The following is a 17166-nucleotide window of genomic DNA, read 5'->3' as shown; positions in this document are numbered from 1 at the left end:
AACGCCGCGCAACCCATGCGCGGCACCCCCCTCTTTGCTGTCTCCGGCCACCTGACGCGGGTGGTGTTCGCGGCCCCCTCCTCCCCGGTACCTTAGCGCCATACCAGTGGCCGCATACCTTGGCCGAGGCAACCTCCCGCAGACCGATATCCGGAGTCACCCAATGGAAATCAACCGCACCATCTATCGTGACGACCACGAGATGTTCCGTACCACCGTACGCCGCTTCCTGGAACGCGAATGCCTGCCCAGGCAAGCCGAATGGGACAAGGCCGGCAAGGTCGACCGCGAGACCTGGCTCAAGGCCGGCCGCGAAGGCCTGCTGTGCGTGACGCTGCCGACCGAGTACGGCGGCGGCGGCGGTGACTTCGGCCACTGCGCGGTGTTCGCCGAGGAATACGCCCGCGTCGGCCTGAGCGGCGTCGGCTTCGGCGTGCACTCGGACATCATCGCGCCATACATCGCCCGCCTCGGCAATGAAGAGCAGAAGCAACGCTGGCTGCCCAAGGTCTGCTCCGGCGAATACATCCTGGCCATCGGCATGACCGAGCCGGGCACCGGCAGCGACCTCAAGGCGATCCGCACCACCGCTACCCGCGACGGTGACGAATACGTGATCAACGGCAGCAAGACCTTCATCAGCAACGGGCTCAACGCCGACCTGATCATCATGGTCTGCAAGACCGACCCCGCCGCCGGCGCGCGCGGCGTCAGCCTGATCGTGGTGGAAGCCGACCGCGAAGGCTTCCGCCGCGGCCGCAAGCTGGACAAGGTCGGCCAGCACGCGCAGGACACCGCCGAGCTGTTCTTCGACAACGTGCGCGTGCCGGTGGCCAACCTGCTGGGCGAGGAAGGCAAGGGCTTTGCCTACCTGATGACCGAGCTGCCGCAGGAGCGGCTGTCGATCGCCGTCAGCGCCGCCGCCAAGCTGGAGGTCTGCCTGGAGCACACGCTGGCCTACGTCAAGGACCGCAAAGCCTTCAACCAGACCGTGTGGGACTTCCAGAACACCAAGTTCAAGCTGGCCGACATCAAGACGCAGGCCATCTCCGTGCGCCTGATGATCGACCACTACATCGGCGAGCACGTCCGCCGCCGGCTGACGCTGGAAGAAGCCGCCATCGCCAAGCTGCATTCGACCGAAGTGCTGGGCATCGCGCTGGATCAGATGGTGCAGTTGCACGGTGGCTACGGCTACATGATGGAGTACCCGGTGGCGCGCGCCTTTGCCGACATGCGCGTGACCCGCATCTACGGCGGCACCAGCGAAGTGATGCGCGAACTAATCGCCCGCAAGCTGTAAGCACCGCCCACCCACAGACATTCTTCGGAGCACACACATGACTCGCAAGGTATTCGTCGCCGGCGCCGGCATGATCCCGTTCAAGAAGCCGGGCAGCAGCGACACCTATGACGTGATGGGCGCAACGGCCGTGCGCCAGGCGCTGGAAGACGCCGGCCTCGGCTATGAGGACGTGCAGCAGGCCTACGCCGGCTACGTGTATGGCGATTCGACCTGCGGCCAGAAGGCGCTGTACCAGGTCGGCATGACCGGCATCCCCGTCATCAACGTGAACAACAACTGCGCCACCGGCTCGTCGGCGCTGTTCCTGGCGCGCCAGGCGGTGCAGAGCGGCGCGGTGGACTGCGCGCTCGCCGTCGGCTTCGAGTTCATGCAGCCCGGCGCGCTCAAGTCGCGCTGGGACGACCGCGCCCCAGCGCTGGAGCACGCCCTCAACCTGGTGGACGACCTCGTCGACCGCAAGGACCTGCCCAATGCCATCCGCCAGTTCTCCGGCGCCGGCAAGGCCCATATGGACAAATACGGCACCAGGCTGGAAACCTTCGCCAGGATTCGCGCCAAGGCCAGCCGCCACGCCGCCAACAACCCGCTGGCCGTGTTCCGCAACGTGCTGACCACCGAGGACGTGCTGGCCGCGCCGGCACTGTGGGAAGGCGTGCTGACGCGCCTGATGGCCTGCCCGCCGACCTGCGGCGCAGCCGCCGCCATCGTGGTGTCGGAGGAATTCGCCCGCAAGAAGGGCCTGAAGACCGACGTGCTGATCGCCGGCCAGGCGCTGACCACCGACCGCCCCAGCACCTACGACGCTCGCGACATGATCCGCGTGGTCGGCTTCGACATGACGCGCGAAGGCGCGCAGCAGGTGTATGAGCAGGCCGGTGTCGGCCCGCAGGACATCGACGTGATCGAGCTGCACGACTGCTTCGCGCAGAACGAGCTGCTGACCTATGAAGGCCTCGGCCTGTGCCCGGAAGGCGGCGCCGAGAAGCTGGTCAACGACGGCGACAACACCTATGGCGGCAAGTGGGTGGTCAACCCGTCGGGCGGCCTGCTGTCCAAGGGCCATCCGCTGGGCGCCACCGGCCTGGCGCAATGCTACGAGATGGTCCAGCAACTGCGCGGCACCGCCGACCAGCGCCAGGTGCAGGGCGCGAAGCTGGCGCTGACGCACAACCTGGGCCTGGGCGGCGCCTGCGTGGTCACGCTGTACCAGAAGCACGCCTGAGCACACGCCGACACAGGAGCCCATCCATGATCGACAAGAAACACATCGGCAAAGTGATCGCGGACTTCCGCACCTCTGCCCCCGCCAGCCAGCTGCGCTTCTTCGCCAAGGCCACCGGCCAGACCGATCCGGTCTATATCGACGAAGCCGCGGCGCGCGACGCCGGCCACCCGGGCCTGCCGCTGCCGCCGACCTTCCTGTTCTCGCTGGAACTGACGCAACCGTCCACCGCGTGGCGCGATGAGGTCGGTATCGTGCCCTCGCGCATCCTGCATGGCGAGGAATCTTTCATCTACCACCGCATGGCCTACGCCGGCGACACGCTGCACTTCACCACCACCATCGCCGACATCTACGACAAGAAGGGCGGCGCGCTGGAGTTCCTGGTGCGCGAGACCCGCGTGACCAACCAGGACGGCGAGCACGTGGCGGACCTGCGCAGCGTGCTGGTGCAACGCAACGGCTGAACCGGAGAACCCGCATGAGCAAACTGAGCTTCGACCAGGTCAAGGTCGGCGACACCCTGCCCCCGCTGACACTGGAGCCGATCAACCGCACTACGCTGGCGCTGTTCGCCGGCGCGTCGAACGACCACAACGCCATCCATATCGACACCGACTACGCGCGCAAGGCCGGCATGCCCGACGTGTTCGCGCACGGCATGTTGTCGATGGCCTACCTGGGCCGCCTGCTGACGCTGTGGGTGGACCAGCGCCAGCTGCGCCAGTTCGGCGTGCGCTTTGTCGGCATCACCCACCTGGGCCATCGCATCACCTGCACCGGCCGCGTGGTGGACAAGCTGGAAGTCGACGGCGAGAAGCGCGTCAAGCTGGAAATCCAGACCGCCAACCAGTATGGCGAAAGCAAGATCCTCGGCGACGCCGTCGTTGCCCTGTAAATCCAATCAAGCACAAGGAGTCTGAAATGGGAGCACTTGAAGGCAAGGTGGCACTGGTCACCGGTTCGGGCCGCGGCATCGGCAACGCCATCGCCATGCGTCTGGCACGCGAAGGCGCGCGCCTGGTCATCAATGACCTGGACGCCGAGCCGGCGCAACAGACCGTCGAGGAACTGAAGGCAATAGGCGTTGAAGCCGTGGCCTGCGTGGGCAATGTGTCCGCACCGGACTTTGCCGACCGCTTCATCAACACCGCGATGAGCAACTTCAAGAGCATCGACATCATCGTCAACAACGCCGGCTTTACCTGGGACGACGTGGTGCAGAAGATGAGCGACGAGCAGTGGTACGCCATCCTGGACTGCCACATGACCGCGCCGTTCCGCATCCTGCGCGCCGCTTATCCGCACATCAAGGCACTGGCCGCCGCCGACAAGGAAGCCGGCCGCGAGGTGTACCGCAAGATCGTCAATATCTCGTCGACCTCGGGCCTGAACGGCAATGCCGGCCAGATCAACTACTCCGGCGCCAAGGCCGGCGTGATCGGCATGACCCGCGCCATGGCGCGCGAGTGGGGCCGCTTCAACGTCAACGTGAATGCGGTCGCGTTCGGGCTGATCCACACCCGCATGACCTCGGCCGACGCCAAGGCCGGCGCCACGGTCAATATCGAAGGCCGTGAAATCCGCGTCGGGCTGAATCCCGAGATGCTGAAGTCGCACGCCCAGCGCAATCCGCTTGGCCGCGGGGGCACCCCGGAAGAAGCCGCGGGCGGCGTGTACCTGTTCTGCTCGCCGGATTCCAACTACATCACCGGCCAGGTGATCGCGGTCGCCGGCAACGTGCAGTAAATCCAGCCGCACCGGAACGGGGGCTCGCATTGGCGAGCCCCCGTTTTCTTTTGTGCTTCGCGGGCAGCGTGCCTGCGCCGCGCCTCGCTTGAACGCGTCCCGCTTTCATGCTGAAACGCATTCCAAGTCAATAGGGGCTCTCCTCCTGCCATCAACCGTGCGGCATTGCAACACCCGGCCCCCGATTCACTCCTTTTAGGAGGGGGCCTGACACCACGCGCAAAGGTCTAATGGAACAGAGCCGGGCGTAGCAACCGGCCAGCGCCTTCCATAAAAAACCGACAGGAGACAACTTAGCATGAAGAAATCGATAATCACGCTGGCTGTACTGGGCGCGGCTGCAGGCAGCGCCAATGCACAGTCCGGCGTGACGCTGTATGGGGTCATCGACGGATCGATCGAGTATGTCAACCGCGTGGCCGCATCCGCCGCCACGCCCACGCAGGGCGGCAAGCGCATCGGGATGCCGCAGATCGGCGGCCTGTCCGCCTCGCGCTGGGGCCTGCGCGGCGTGGAAGACCTTGGCGCCGACAACCAGGCGCTGTTCGTGCTGGAAAGCGGCTTCCAGTGGGACAGCGGCAACCTGCAGAGCGCGCCGCTGTTCAATCGCCAGTCCTATGTCGGGCTGCAGAACAAGAGCATCGGCAAGCTGACCTTCGGGCGCCAGTACACGTCGTTCTTCGACGGCATGGCCAACTTCGCGCCGATGCGCTTTGCCGCCACCTATGAGCCGGGCATCTGGTGGATGGGCCTGAACTACCGCGAAGACAACATGGTCAAGTACACCGGCCAGTTCGGTCCGCTGCAGGCGGTGGCGCACTTCTCGTTCGGCGCCGGCGTGGCGGTGCAGAATGCCGCCATCCTGCTGGCCAACGGCGGCGCGGGCGAGGTGCCGGGGCACTTCAGCGACAACATCGCCTATGGCGGCTCGCTGATGTACCTGAACAGCAGCGGCTTCGGCGCCTCGATCGGTGCCGACGTCTGGCGCCCTGCCGCGGTCACCGGCCAGCCCGGGACCATGACCAAGCTGGGCGCGGCCGCGCTGTATAACACCGGCCCATTCAAGTTCACGCTCGGTTACCGCTACAACAAGGCAGAGTTCGCCAGCGGCGACACGCTGCTGCGCGACGACTACTGGTGGGCTGGCGTCAACTACCAGGCCACGCCCGCGCTGGGCCTGTCGCTGGCCTACTACTACGCCGACGTGAAGGGCGCGCGCGCCACCGCCACGGCCGCCGAAACCAACCCGTCCAACATGCAGCAGGTCAGCTTCATCGCCGACTACAACTTCAGCAAGCGCACCGACGTGTACCTGTCGGCCGGCTATGCTCGCAACGGCGGCCTGAGCTTCGACGGCGCGGCCACCGCCTTTGCCTTCAGGTACCCGAACATGGCCGGGCAAAAGAGCATGGTGGGCGTGACCGTGGGGATCCGGCAGATCTTCTGATGCCGGAACGGGGCGAGCCGCAAGGCTCGCCCCGTTGCTGCAGCAGGCGCCTAGCGGCCGCCCGCCGCGATGCTGCCGAAGTGGCCGCTGCTGAAGTCGCGGAAGGCATCGGCGATCTGCTCTTCAGTGTTCATCACGAACGGGCCATGGCCGACGATCGGCTCGTCGATCGGCTCGCCGCTGAGCAGCAGCACCACCGCGTCGGTGCTGGCTTCGATGTTCACATCCTCGCCGGCACCGTCCAGCACCACCATCTCGGCATCCCGCACCGTCGCCTCCGCGTTGACGGTGATCTTGCCGCGCAGCACCACCAGCGCGGTATGCCAGCCCTCCGGCAGCGCCAGCCGCGTGCTGGCCCCCTGGTTCAGGCGCATATCCCACACATGCATCGGCGTGAAGGTGCGCGCCGGACCGGCCTTGCCCGCGTACTCGCCGGCGATCACGCGCGCCGTGCCGGCGCCATCGGGCATCGGCACCACCGGGATATCGCGGTCGACGATGGCCTGGTAGCCGGGCGTGGTCATCTTGTCGCGCGCCGGCAGGTTGACCCACAGCTGCACCATTTCCAGCGCGCCGCCGCTTTGCGTAAAGGCCGGCGAGTGGAATTCCTCATGCAGGATGCCGGCGCCCGCCGTCATCCACTGCACGTCGCCGGGACCGATCACGCCGCCCTGCCCGGTCGAGTCGCGATGCGCGACCTCGCCCTTGTAGACGATGGTCACGGTCTCGAAACCGCGGTGCGGATGCTGGCCAACCCCGCGCGGGCGCTGCGTCGGCGTGAAATCGGCCGGCCCGGCGTAGTCCAGCAGCAGAAACGGGCTCAGCTGCTTGCCGTGGCTCATGTACGAAAACATCGAGCGCACCGGAAAGCCATCTCCGACCCAGTGCTGACGCGGTGCGCTGTAGACACCCAGAATGCGCTTCATGTCTGATCTCCGAGTATGCCGGCCGATAGTGACAGGCAATGATCCATGGAGCAATGATAGGTGGCACAGACGATGCGCGGTAGGCGGTGGGATTGCGATGCAGTGTCCTGCGGCTGGAACGATGCCCGGCCGCCCCCCCGTCAGAAGCGGTAGCGCACGTAGCCCATGCTGAAGTTGGTGCCGGGATTGGGGTGCTTGATGCCGGCATTGGACAGGTGCTGGAAGCGGTAGCCGATGGCGAGCCGCTGCGCCTTGCCGAAGGCAATGCCAACGCCAACCATGTCGGAAAACTGGAAAGCCGAGCCCATGCGATGGCCGTCGGCGATCTCGGTATGGCTGAGCACGCGCAAACCCACTGAGGCTTCAACAAACGGCGTCGCGTATTCGCCCGCATAGCTGAGGCGGAAGATCGGTGACACGCCGAACTCAGTCAACTGGCTCGACGGCCGGGACGACAGCGCCCGCCAGTTCGCGACATTGACCTCGCCGTCCAGGGACAGCGCAAGGCGGCTGGACCACTGCCACTGCACGATATCGTCCCAGCGCGCGGCCACTTCGTATTTTTCAACACCGTGGCGGTTGTCGCGGCCATAGCCGCCCTGCATCGAGAAGGTTGCCGCGTCGGCTGCGGCCGGCAGCGCGCACAGCCAGGCCGCAAAGGGAACGGCGGCAGCAACGTGCGCCAGCCGGCTTGATGAGATTGCCTTCTTCACTGACATCCGCGGATTTCGGGCAGCGTCGGCGTGTATCGCGGCGCTGCCACTTTGTTCTGGTCACGGCGCTCGAAGATAGCAGCCCTTCAGATTTGCGGAAGCCTGCCAGAAGCAAACACAGTGTTCCAATGCCGGAACAATGCGCAGTCACGGCTAAAGAATTGGCAAAGCCACGCACAATTGTCGAAACTTGGTAGTACGCGGCGGTCACAGGGCCGCCCACCAGCGGAAGGAAGCCATCATGCGCGCCTGCCGACAAGCCCGCCCTGCCGCCAAAGCCGCCGCAGTCTGGCTGCTGGTGGCGGCCATGGCCACCGCGGCCTGGCTGCTGCCGCGCATCGCGCAGCCGCCGCAATACCATCGTTATGCCGACCCTTACGTCTGCTTCGGCGCGCCCCACTGCCTCGACATCGGCTCCAATCTGCTGTTCCTGCTCGCGGGCGCGGCCGGCCTGCGCTATCTGGGCACCACGGCCGCCAGCCGCGCCTTTATCGCGCCAGCGGAGGCCTGGCCTTACCGGCTGCTTTTCTTCGCCGTCTTCCTGGTGGGCCTGGGCTCCGCCTATTACCACCTTGCACCGGACAACCAGCGGCTGGTATGGGACAGGGCCCCGCTTGCGTTCGCGCTGATGTGCTGGCTGGGCGCCAATGTGTGCGAGCGGGTCAGCCTCAGGGCCGGCTTGCGGCTGCTGCCGCTGCTGCTGATCGCGGGGCCGGCCAGCGTCGGCTACTGGGCCTGGAGCGAAACCCGCGGCATCGGCGACCTGCGTCCTTACCTGCTGGTTCAGGCATGGGCCATGCTGGTGGTGCCGCTGCTGCTCTGCCTCTATGCGCCGCGCTACACTGGCGACCGGGAGGTGCTGGCCATCACCGGCTGCTATGTGCTGGCCCTGGCTTGCGATGTGCTGGACCACCAGGTCGCCGCGCTCACCGGGCTGGTCAGCGGGCACACGCTCAAGCACGTGTTCGCGGCACTGGCCGTCTATGGCGTCCTGCTTCGGCTGAAGCGGCGCCGCATCGTGGAGGAAGGAACATGACCGTGCCCCAACCGGGTAGCCACGCTCGCGCGCCCCGCATGCCCTCTGCCCTGGGCGTCGATGTACGGCCACGCGAAGTGTGGGCATGGGCCATGTACGACTTTGCCAACTCCGGCTACACCACGGTGGTCATCACCGCGCTGTTCAATGCCTACTTCGTCGCCGTGGTGGCCGGCGATGCGCCCTGGGCCACGCTGGCGTGGACCGCGGCGCTTTCGCTCTCCTATGCGCTGGTGGTGCTCAGCGCGCCGCTGGTCGGTGCCTACGCCGACCTGCGCGCAGCCAAGAAGCCGCTGCTTGCGGTGACGACGGCGGGTTGCGTGGTGTTCACCGCCCTGCTCTATTTTGCGCAGCCCGGCACCCTTGGCCTGGCCATCCTGTGCGTGGTCCTGTCCAACTTCTTCTTCGGCAGCGGCGAAAACCTGATCGCGGCCTTCCTGCCGTCGCTCTCCACCTCCCGCGCCCTGGGCAGGGTATCGGGATGGGGCTGGAGCCTTGGCTATATCGGTGGCCTGGTCACGCTGGGCGCATGCCTGCTCTATGTCAACTGGGCCAGCGCACGCGGCCACGTCGCCAGCCAGTTCGTTCCCGTCACCATGCTGATCACGGCGGCCATCTTTGCCCTGGCGAGCCTGCCGACCTTCCTGCTGCTGCGCGACCGCGGCGCGCCACGGATCGCTGCGTCCGCGCCGGCTGGCGAACCGGTCCGCGGCACGGCCTGGGCCAGGGTATGGCAACGCCTGGGCCAGCTGCGCCAGTTCAGGGACCTGCGCCGCTTCCTGCTGTGCACCCTGTTCTACCAGGCCGGCATCCAGGCGGTGATCACGCTGACCGCAATCTACGCCAACCAGGCCATGGGCTTCACCATGCAGCAGACCCTGATCCTGGTGCTGGTGGTCAACCTGACGGCGGCGGCCGGCGCCTTCCTGTTCGGCCCGGTGCAGGACCGCATCGGACACGTGCGCGCCATTGCCCTGACGCTGCTGGGCTGGATCCTGACCATCCTGCTGGCGCACGCCGCGCGCGAAGCGCCGCTGTTCTGGCTTGCCGCCAACGTGGCCGGCCTGTGCCTGGGCGCCGCCCAGTCCGCGGGACGGGCCATGGTGGGGCTGCTGGCCCCGCCCTCGCGCGCGGCCGAGTTCTTCGGTCTGTGGGGCCTGGCGGTCAAGCTGGCCTCGATCGCCGGGCCGCTGACCTATGGCATGGCAAGCTGGCTGACGGGCGGCGATCACCGGCAGGCGCTGCTGGTCACCGGCAGCTACTTCGTGGTCGGGCTGGGCCTGCTGTGCGGGGTCAACACCGTGCGGGGCCGGCGGACTGCCTTGCGCGCCGAGCGCATGGTCAGGCTCGAGACCGGGTACGGCGCCGCCACTGCCAGCCCTGCTTGCCATTAGCAGCGCGGATGATAGGCTAATGCAACTGCCCTTTGGCGATTGGATCGCCCTTTCGGCTTCCGGACGCTGAAACTCTGGCGACAGCCCATGCCAGCAAACCTCACCCCAGAGTACAAGCAGGCCGAACAAGCCTATCGGCAGGCACGCCAGCCGCGCGAGCAGCTCGAATGCCTGAAGGAAATGCTCCGTGTCATCCCGAAACACAAGGGGACGGAGCATCTGCAGGCCGATATCAAGTCGCGGATCAGGGAACTCACCCAGGCATCTGCGGGCCACGGGAAGGGCGCGCACAGAGGGCCGGCACATGCGGTGCATCCCGAAGGCGCGGCCCAGCTCTGCCTGATCGGCCCGCCCGGCGCGGGAAAATCCAGCCTGCACGCGAGGCTGACAGGATCGGGCAGCGGGGCCGGGCCCTACCCCCACTCTACGCAGGTGCCGGTCCCCGCCATGTTGCCGCTCGACGACATTGCTTTTCAGCTGGTGGATCTGCCACCGGTATCCGTCGACTTCATGCAACCCGGGCTCACTGACATATTGCGCGCGACAGACGGCGTACTGCTGGTGGTCGACCTGAGCGCGCCAGACTGTACAGAACAGTTGGCATTGATTCTGCGGCGGCTCGCCGAGGCGAAGATCATCCTGTCGGAGCGCTGGCCGGGTCAGGCCGACAGCCCTGGGACGACGGCGGAACCGGTGGCTGACCCGTTCAGTGTTCACCTCCCCGCGCTGCTGCTGGCCAACAAGACTGATCTCGCCAACCCGGAAGACGCGGCCGTGCTCGAAGACCTGCTCGGTGTACGCTTTCCGGCGCTCGCAACCTCGGCAACCGACGGGCGCGGACTGGCCGCGGTCGGTCCGTTCCTTTTCAAGGCCCTGGGGATCGTGCGTGTCTACACCAAGGCACCCGGGAAACCCGTCGACCAGCGTCGGCCTTTTACGATGCGCCGCGGCGACACCGTGCTCGATGTCGCCTTGCGCGTGCACCCCGATCTCGCGCGTACATTCAAGTTCGCCCGCATCTGGGGCAGTGGCAAGTTCAGCGGCCAGCAGGTGGGCGCCGATCATCCGGTAGCCGATCATGACGTGGTGGAACTGCATTCGCAGGCGCATGGCTGACCAAAGCCATGGCGCGAGCGCCGATGGCATAGACTGAAAGACCTGCGGCCGGTTGTTCCCGCATGACTGCCGTGCCGGTTTGTGGAGCAATTTCTTGCACGGAGGTATGCCATGACTACATACGTCATCCTCAGCCGTCTCGCTCCTGATGCGTTCACGGATCCCAGGGACATGAAGCAGCTCGCCGCCACGGTGGCCGAGAAAATCAAGGCCGAATGCCCTGCCGTCACCTGGAAGGACAGCTATCTGACACTCGGGCGCTTTGACGTGGTGGACATTGTCGAGACGGACGACCTGAAGCAGCTCGAGCGTGCGGCGTTGATCATCCGCGGCTATGGACACGCCGCGACCGAGACGCTGCAAGCAACGCCGTGGGACGAGTTCATCGCGGCCCTGTAGCGCCGATCGACGGACCAGGCCGCGCGCGCGGCGGCGCAGCCAGATTCAGGTTGACCTGACCGTCGGCTGCCCTATACTGAAAGTGCTGACTGAGACACGCTTGAGTAAAGCGAAGGTAGGTCGGCGAAACGATCATGTTTCCTGGCTGATCTGCCGGATGAAGCGTGATCGTGCAGGCGACATATGCCTGCAAGTCCGGACCGGATCATAAGTTGCTGACCCGGTTCGGACGCACCCCGATTGAAGCGCTGGGCACCTGCAGAAGGTGCTCTTTTTATTGGTGGCATGGGGCGATGTTGACCACTCGCCTCGCGTGCGCCGCCATCGAGCGATCGGGTAATGCAAAAGTGGACGGATCGGATCTGAGCCGTACCTGATCCGAACTGAAACAAGGAGTCGCATGCGCGCCCGCTCACGCCCTCCGAACGCCGGCTACCGCTGGCTGTGGCAGCTGTCTGCCGCCGGCTGGGGGCACTGCGGCCTGGCCTATGTCAGCGGCGCGCTGCTTGCACCGCGCTGGTGGCCAGCAAGGGAGGCCATGCCCCTGCGGGACCGGTATTCTTCGCGGCGCACGGCGCTGCTGCTGTACACCTTTGCCTATCGTGGCGGTGGGGCACCCGCCAGCGCCATGCCACCGCGCGATGGCTTTACCTGGCGATACCAGTGCTGGTCCCAAGGGGTTGGGGTGGCCTGATGCCGGAAGCCAGAGACCATGATGACAAACCGGCTCGCCACAGAAACCTCGCCTTACCTCCGGCAACACGCGGAGAATCCTGTCGACTGGTATTCCTGGTGCGAACAGGCGTTTCGCCGCGCGCGCGACGACGACAAGCCGGTTCTGCTTTCGATTGGCTACGCCACCTGCCACTGGTGCCACGTCATGGCGCACGAATCGTTCGAGAATCCCCGGATCGCCGGCCTGATGAACGAACGGTCCATCAGCATCAAGGTCGACCGGTAGGAGCGACCCGACCTCGACGACATTTACCAGAAGATCCCCCAGACCTCAGCGGCCCATGCGCGCATCGTAGCTGCGTGAGATGCGCTCGAGCAGACGCGGATCCGACGGGTCGGTGCCGTCGAACTGCACCCGCACTGTGCCGTCGGCCTGGCGGCGCACGCTGGCCCTCACCGGCAGGTTGTTGCGGGTTCCTTCCACCGTGCCGGCCACGGCATCCTCGGTGCTGATCGCCACGCCCTGGTCGCGCATGGCGCCGGCGGCCGCGGCAAAGGCGCGGTCGTAGCGGCTGGGCTGCAGCCCCGGGTAGGTGGTCGGGACCACCTCGGCGGGGTAAGGGTAGGGATAGCATGCCGTCAGCACCGGCACTGCGGCGAACACGGCAACGCCCGCCAGGAGCCCGAGCCCATGCTTCATGGCGTCACCTTGCTCCAGCCAGGGCCGGGATCGAAGGTCTTGGTCGCCGCGGCCTTGCCGGCGCTGTCGGTGCCCAGGTCGCGTTCATAGACCTGGCCATCGTGGCTGACCATGAAGCTCTTCACGCCGGTATCGCCATACCGCACCGGCCAGGCCAGCACGGCGAAGCCGCCGAACAGCTTGCCATTGACGACATAGTTGTACGCGCCGCCGGGTGCGTTGGGGCCCTGGGCCGTCAGCAGCTTGTAGTGATAGCCGTAATAGCCGCCCTGCCCCGGATTGCGCTTGCCGGCCGTCAGGAATGCGGCCCCGAGCGGGCTGGGCGGTGCGCCATCCGATGTCGGCCAGTACAGCCCGTCCTGCTTGCCCGGCGTACTCGCAAGCTTGCCTGCGTAGGCCAGCAGGCCGTCGCCGTCATGGTCGGTCCGGGCGTATTCGCGCTGGGCGTCGTAGATCGCCAGCATGGTCTGGATCACCGAGAGTTCATTGCGGCCGATGCGGCGTATGCGCATCTCGTCGACCCCGGCACGCGTATCGAACTGCCAGCCCTTCGATGTCTTCACCAGCGGCACTGGCAGGGTCCAGCCGTCATTGCCTACGGCGATGCGGGCATGGCTGTCGCCCTCTGGCTTGACCGCATGCGAGATCCGCCAGGCCTCGAGAAAGCGGTAGCGGATGTCGGCGCCGACTGGCGGGATCAGGTCGTGGAATTTGGCGCCCAGCAGCACCTTCATGGCATCGTCGTCGCTGGCGGCGACTGCCTCGCCAAAGGCGTTCATGGCGGCCTCGGGGGTTTTGAAGGGCTTCTGCGCGTGCGCGGCGTGCATGCCGGCAACGGTCAGCGCGAGCGCAAGCGCCACCGCGCAGGCCGGGCGGCCAGGCAGGGATCGGGCAAGGCTTAGTGGTGACGTCATGATCGAGACTCCCTGGTCCGCTAGCGCCTGCCACCGCGTCCGCCACCGCCACGGCCGCCGCCGAAGCCGCCGCCACCACGGCCCCCGCCGCCGCTGAAGCCGCCGCCTGCGCGGCCTCCGGCCGATTGCATGCTGGCGCGTCCGCGATCAAAGTCGCGCTGCGACGCCGCGCCGCCGCCTACGCCCTGGAAGGCGTTGTCCCGCCCGCCACCGCCGCCGCGGTCGGCTACGGTGGTGGCCCGTTCACCGCCGCCCCGCGACCGGTCGGCGGCCCCCGCGCGGTCCGATGCACCGGCCCGGTCAGATACGCCGCCTCGATCGGAGACTCCGGCCCGGTCAGAGACCCCGGCCCGATCACCGCCCCGTTCGCCAGCGCGATCACCGGCCCGGTCTCCCGCCCGATCTCCGGCCCGATCCCCGGCACCCGGCCGGTCCTGCCCGCCTGCCCGGTCGCGCGCCGCGCGGTCGGACACGCCGGCACCGCCCTCGCGGCCGCGGAACTCATTGCGCCGGTCCCCGCCTGGCACATCGCGCGAGAATTTCTCGCGGGTGGCATTGTCGCGGTAGGCCACGCCCTGGCGGTGACTGGCGTCGTGCTGCCAGCGCCCGCCCGCCTGTACCTTGGTGCGGTCGAAGTTGCGGTCGATATTGGTGGCCCGGTTGACATTGATGTTCACGTCGCCGCCGCCCCAGTTGCAGTTGCCGAAGATCGCCCCGGCGGCGGCCAGCCCGATGCCCCAGGCAAAGCCCGTGGCCAGCGCGGCGCCCGGGTAGTAGGCGGGATAAGGCGGCCAGTAGTACGGCGGGTAGGACGGATAACCCCAGGAACCGTAGACCACGGTGGGGTTGTAGGCCGGGACGTAGATGACCTGCGGGTCGGCCGGTTCGATGCGCACCACGGTCTGCACGCCCGGCGCCGCCGTGGTCGCGGGCTCGACAATGACCTTCTGCTGTTCGGTGGTCTTGAGGTTGCCGGATTGCTGGGCCTTGTTGCGCAGCCGCTGGACCGCGGCCAGCACGTCTTTCTCCTGAGCCAGGAAGGCATCGCCCAGCTTCTGCGTCCAGTCGAGCTTGTCGTTCATCGGCTCAAGCACCTGCGGGAAGGCCACCAGCGACTTCACGCTGACATCCCAGGGCTGGTCGGCCACGGCCTTGACCGCGGCGTCGCCCTTGACCTTGGGATTGGCCTTGACCCAGCGTGCCGCGTGCACGATCTCCAGCGGATAGGTGGAGGCCATCAGCACCTGCGACAACACGGAATCGGGATAGAGCGCGATCGGTGCGACCAGCGCCTCTAGCTCTTCGGGCTTGAAGGTGGGTGGCGGGTTCTGTAAGTCTTGGGCAGCGGCGCCGCCCGCTCCCGCTACCAGCGCGACCAACAGCCATGCGCAGCCGGACCTGAGCAGCCGCCTGACCAGAAAGGCCATGTTCCCTCCTCGCAGCCGGTGACGGAACCATCCGAGGCGTACTGGGGCAGCGCGCCGGGCTGGAGGATGTTCTCCAGCCGCGCGCCATTGCCAGCCGGCATACGGAGCGGATATTGCTCCATACGCGCTACGAAGGTAGTACGGAAGACATTGAAATTCAACCGAATTCCGGTCGCCGCCCGGCAAGGGTTGCGACAGGAAAACGGACCGGCATGAGGATTTCCCCCGATTTTGTTCCTATCGTAGAAACGAGCCGCCAGCGCGCATGCAAGCGGTACGCCCAGGTTTGAAGGTGCATGACCGGACCCTCAAGGCACCGGTACGTCAGTGGAGGAAGATCATGGCCAAGCGAAAAGGGAAGCGCCACGGCGACAACGGGAGCCAGGCGGAGCCGCCGCGCGAACCAGGCCCGGCTGAACGCCTCGATGAAAATCCGGACCAGCAGCAGCGCGAGCGCATGTCGGAGAAGGAATACCAGAAGGCGCTCTTCACCCTTCATGTCGAGCTGGTCAAACTTCAGCAATGGGTGCAGGCCAGCGGCAGCAAGGTCTGCGTGGTGTTCGAAGGGCGCGACGGTGCCGGCAAGGGCGGCGCCATCAAGGCCATCACGGAACGCGTCAGCCCGCGCATTTTCCGCGTGATCGCCCTGCCCGCTCCGACCGACCGCGAAAAGAGCCAGATGTACGTGCAGCGCTACCTGCCGCACCTGCCCGCCGCGGGAGAAATCGTCATCTTCGACCGGAGCTGGTACAACCGCGCCGGCGTCGAACGCGTGATGGGATTCTGCTCCGAAGCGCAGGCCGACGAGTTTCTGCGCGCCGTCCCACTGGTCGAACGCGCCATCGTGCATTCCGGCATCATCCTGATCAAGTACTGGCTCGAGGTCAGCCCGGAGGAGCAGACCCGCCGCCTGCAGGGACGCATCAAGGACGGCCGCAAGCTCTGGAAGCTCACTGACATGGACTTGCGTTCGTACAGCCGCTGGTACGACTATTCACGCGCGCGCGACGCCATGTTTGCCGCATCCGATACCGACTATGCCCCATGGCATGTGGCCAATTCCAATGACAAGCGCCGGGCGCGCCTGAACATCATCACGCACCTGCTGGCACAGATCCCGTACCAGGCGATCGAACGCAAGCCAGTCAAGCTGCCTGCCAGGCAGAAGGCGGGTGGATACCGGGAGCCCGACTATCCCTATCGGTACGTCGAAGAGCGGTACTAGCTACTTCGGCAGCTTGCGCGACCTCCAGTTGCCGTCCTTCTCCTTGCAGTACCACCCGGTCCAGGCTTCGGTTTCGCCGGCCCGGCGGAATTCACTGCGCAGTTGCCGGCAGCGGTCGCCGTGGTCGCGCCGGGACTGCAATGGCGTGAAGGAACCTTCGACCTGCCGCTCGCGCGTGTCGGGCGGCAGCCTGAACGTCATGCGGGCGCCGTCGGCGCCCTGCTCCAGGGTCCTGCGGAAGACAGCCGTCAACGCCGTGAGCTGGTCCTGGGTAAGCGTGCCGACGATGGTGCCGCCCAGGTAGTGGTCAAAATAGGCAACGGCCGGCCCCGCCGACATTGCACCCGCCAGCATTGCGGCACTGCATGCCAGCGCGTGCAGGATCGTGTATCGCCTGCTCATCTTGCCTCCTCCGCCATGGCACGCCCCCAATCGGGCAAGCGCGGAAGCACCGGATCCACATGCCCGCCAGCCGCGGCAGCGGCCTATTCGAAGCGCTCGGTCAGCACCATCGCGTCCACCTTGCGCTGCTTCCAGAACAGGTGGTTGATGCGCGGCTGCAGCAGCCGCAGCGCGGCCCCATCGACCGAATTGAAATGCAGCGACACCGCCGGGCGGGTGCCGTCTCCCGGAACGCGTTCGATCTCATCGCAGGCCGGGAAGCCGTAGCGACCGATGAACTCCTGGATTTCCTCGTCGGTTGTCGCCGTATCGATATTCACAAGCATCAGCACACTCATTGACGTCTCCTGAAGTCTCGGGATGCCAGACAGCCCGGTTCCGATGCGGCCATGAATCCGCGGACCCATCTCCCCTTCCTATCTTTAAGCCAGGCCGGATCGGAAGGCAAACTTTGATTCCCGATAAGGAGTCCAGGGCAGATTCCGTCACCTGCGGCGGATTCGATCCGGCTGGCG

19 protein-coding genes and 1 pseudogene are annotated in these 17166 nt (G+C 66.4%); 13 read left to right on the top strand and 7 right to left on the bottom strand.

All coding sequences use genetic code 11. The features are described 5' to 3' along the window. Positions 1 to 163 precede the first annotated feature (163 nt). The 6 genes from AC3WLE_RS18545 to AC3WLE_RS18520 all read left to right on the top strand — a co-directional run bounded on the left by AC3WLE_RS18545 (position 164) and on the right by AC3WLE_RS18520 (position 5724). A complete protein-coding gene (locus AC3WLE_RS18545; RefSeq protein ID WP_492321042.1) occupies positions 164 to 1303 on the top strand; it encodes an acyl-CoA dehydrogenase family protein in 1140 nt (379 codons plus the stop codon). A gap of 37 nt (positions 1304 to 1340) precedes the next feature. Continuing rightward, the gene (locus AC3WLE_RS18540) at positions 1341 to 2528 is read left to right on the top strand and encodes a lipid-transfer protein (protein ID WP_492357030.1); all 1188 of its coding nucleotides are present in this window, start codon (positions 1341 to 1343) and stop codon (positions 2526 to 2528) included. Between the two features lie 26 nt (positions 2529 to 2554). After that, positions 2555 to 2995, top strand: a complete 441-nt coding sequence (locus AC3WLE_RS18535) for a MaoC family dehydratase N-terminal domain-containing protein (RefSeq protein WP_492357031.1) — start codon at positions 2555 to 2557, stop codon at positions 2993 to 2995. 14 nt (positions 2996 to 3009) lie between these two features. Beyond that, complete coding sequence (locus AC3WLE_RS18530; RefSeq protein ID WP_492357032.1) at positions 3010 to 3426, top strand: MaoC family dehydratase; 417 nt, start codon at positions 3010 to 3012, stop codon at positions 3424 to 3426. Between the two features lie 26 nt (positions 3427 to 3452). Further along, positions 3453 to 4277: an SDR family NAD(P)-dependent oxidoreductase gene (locus tag AC3WLE_RS18525; protein WP_492321038.1), complete on the top strand. Its 825-nt coding sequence runs from the start codon at positions 3453 to 3455 to the stop codon at positions 4275 to 4277. A 298-nt stretch (positions 4278 to 4575) separates the two neighbouring features. Next, the gene (locus AC3WLE_RS18520) at positions 4576 to 5724 is read left to right on the top strand and encodes a porin (RefSeq protein WP_492357033.1); all 1149 of its coding nucleotides are present in this window, start codon (positions 4576 to 4578) and stop codon (positions 5722 to 5724) included. Positions 5725 to 5774: 50 nt separating this feature from the next. Here the strand turns inward: AC3WLE_RS18520 and AC3WLE_RS18515 are convergent, their stop codons facing one another. Beyond that, a complete protein-coding gene (locus tag AC3WLE_RS18515) occupies positions 5775 to 6650 on the bottom strand; it encodes a pirin family protein (protein ID WP_492321036.1) in 876 nt (291 codons plus the stop codon). Positions 6651 to 6790: 140 nt separating this feature from the next. After that, positions 6791 to 7369, bottom strand: coding sequence for an acyloxyacyl hydrolase (locus AC3WLE_RS18510; RefSeq protein WP_492357034.1), 579 nt, complete (start codon positions 7367 to 7369; stop codon positions 6791 to 6793). 235 nt (positions 7370 to 7604) lie between these two features. On the opposite strand from AC3WLE_RS18510, the gene AC3WLE_RS18505 reads away from it, so the two are divergent. The 6 genes and pseudogenes from AC3WLE_RS18505 to AC3WLE_RS18480 all read left to right on the top strand — a co-directional run. Next, positions 7605 to 8399: a hypothetical protein gene (locus AC3WLE_RS18505; protein WP_492357035.1), complete on the top strand. Its 795-nt coding sequence runs from the start codon at positions 7605 to 7607 to the stop codon at positions 8397 to 8399. Positions 8400 to 8437: 38 nt separating this feature from the next. After that, entirely contained in the window at positions 8438 to 9793 is a 1356-nt protein-coding gene (locus AC3WLE_RS18500) for an MFS transporter (RefSeq protein ID WP_492363586.1), read from the top strand. An 87-nt stretch (positions 9794 to 9880) separates the two neighbouring features. Further along, positions 9881 to 10909 (top strand): TGS domain-containing protein, encoded by a 1029-nt coding sequence (locus AC3WLE_RS18495; protein WP_492321032.1) that lies wholly within the window; start codon positions 9881 to 9883, stop codon positions 10907 to 10909. A 111-nt stretch (positions 10910 to 11020) separates the two neighbouring features. After that, a complete protein-coding gene (locus AC3WLE_RS18490; protein WP_492321031.1) occupies positions 11021 to 11308 on the top strand; it encodes a GYD domain-containing protein in 288 nt (95 codons plus the stop codon). 400 nt (positions 11309 to 11708) lie between these two features. Continuing rightward, positions 11709 to 12002, top strand: a complete 294-nt coding sequence (locus tag AC3WLE_RS18485) for a hypothetical protein (RefSeq protein ID WP_492351822.1) — start codon at positions 11709 to 11711, stop codon at positions 12000 to 12002. Positions 12003 to 12023: 21 nt separating this feature from the next. Further along, a pseudogene (locus AC3WLE_RS18480) lies at positions 12024 to 12266 on the top strand (DUF255 domain-containing protein); the annotation flags it as partial. A gap of 48 nt (positions 12267 to 12314) precedes the next feature. Here AC3WLE_RS18480 and AC3WLE_RS18475 read toward each other — a convergent pair. Genes AC3WLE_RS18475 through AC3WLE_RS18465 form a run of 3 tightly spaced genes read right to left on the bottom strand, consistent with a single transcriptional unit; the run spans position 12315 to position 15024 of the window. Continuing rightward, positions 12315 to 12683 (bottom strand): hypothetical protein, encoded by a 369-nt coding sequence (locus AC3WLE_RS18475; protein WP_018315177.1) that lies wholly within the window; start codon positions 12681 to 12683, stop codon positions 12315 to 12317. Then, entirely contained in the window at positions 12680 to 13597 is a 918-nt protein-coding gene (locus AC3WLE_RS18470) for a DUF2950 domain-containing protein (RefSeq protein WP_492321018.1), read from the bottom strand. The genes AC3WLE_RS18475 and AC3WLE_RS18470 overlap by 4 nt, the downstream gene beginning before the upstream one ends. 20 nt (positions 13598 to 13617) lie before the next feature. Beyond that, positions 13618 to 15024 (bottom strand): DUF3300 domain-containing protein, encoded by a 1407-nt coding sequence (locus AC3WLE_RS18465; RefSeq protein ID WP_492357037.1) that lies wholly within the window; start codon positions 15022 to 15024, stop codon positions 13618 to 13620. 340 nt (positions 15025 to 15364) lie between these two features. Here AC3WLE_RS18465 and ppk2 point away from each other — a divergent pair, with 340 nt between their 5' ends. Further along, a complete protein-coding gene (ppk2, locus tag AC3WLE_RS18460; RefSeq protein WP_492321016.1) occupies positions 15365 to 16249 on the top strand; it encodes a polyphosphate kinase 2 in 885 nt (294 codons plus the stop codon). Here ppk2 and AC3WLE_RS18455 read toward each other — a convergent pair whose 3' ends face one another. Together AC3WLE_RS18455 and AC3WLE_RS18450 are read right to left on the bottom strand one after the other, a co-directional pair. Further along, complete coding sequence (locus tag AC3WLE_RS18455) at positions 16250 to 16651, bottom strand: hypothetical protein (protein WP_492321015.1); 402 nt, start codon at positions 16649 to 16651, stop codon at positions 16250 to 16252. An 83-nt stretch (positions 16652 to 16734) separates the two neighbouring features. Further along, positions 16735 to 16989 (bottom strand): hypothetical protein, encoded by a 255-nt coding sequence (locus AC3WLE_RS18450; protein ID WP_010808930.1) that lies wholly within the window; start codon positions 16987 to 16989, stop codon positions 16735 to 16737. Between the last annotated feature and the right edge of the window lie 177 nt (positions 16990 to 17166).

The sequence above is a fragment of the Cupriavidus sp. FW306-1B-F12B genome, assembly GCF_058781795.1.
This window is presented reverse-complemented; position numbering and strand designations above follow the sequence as displayed.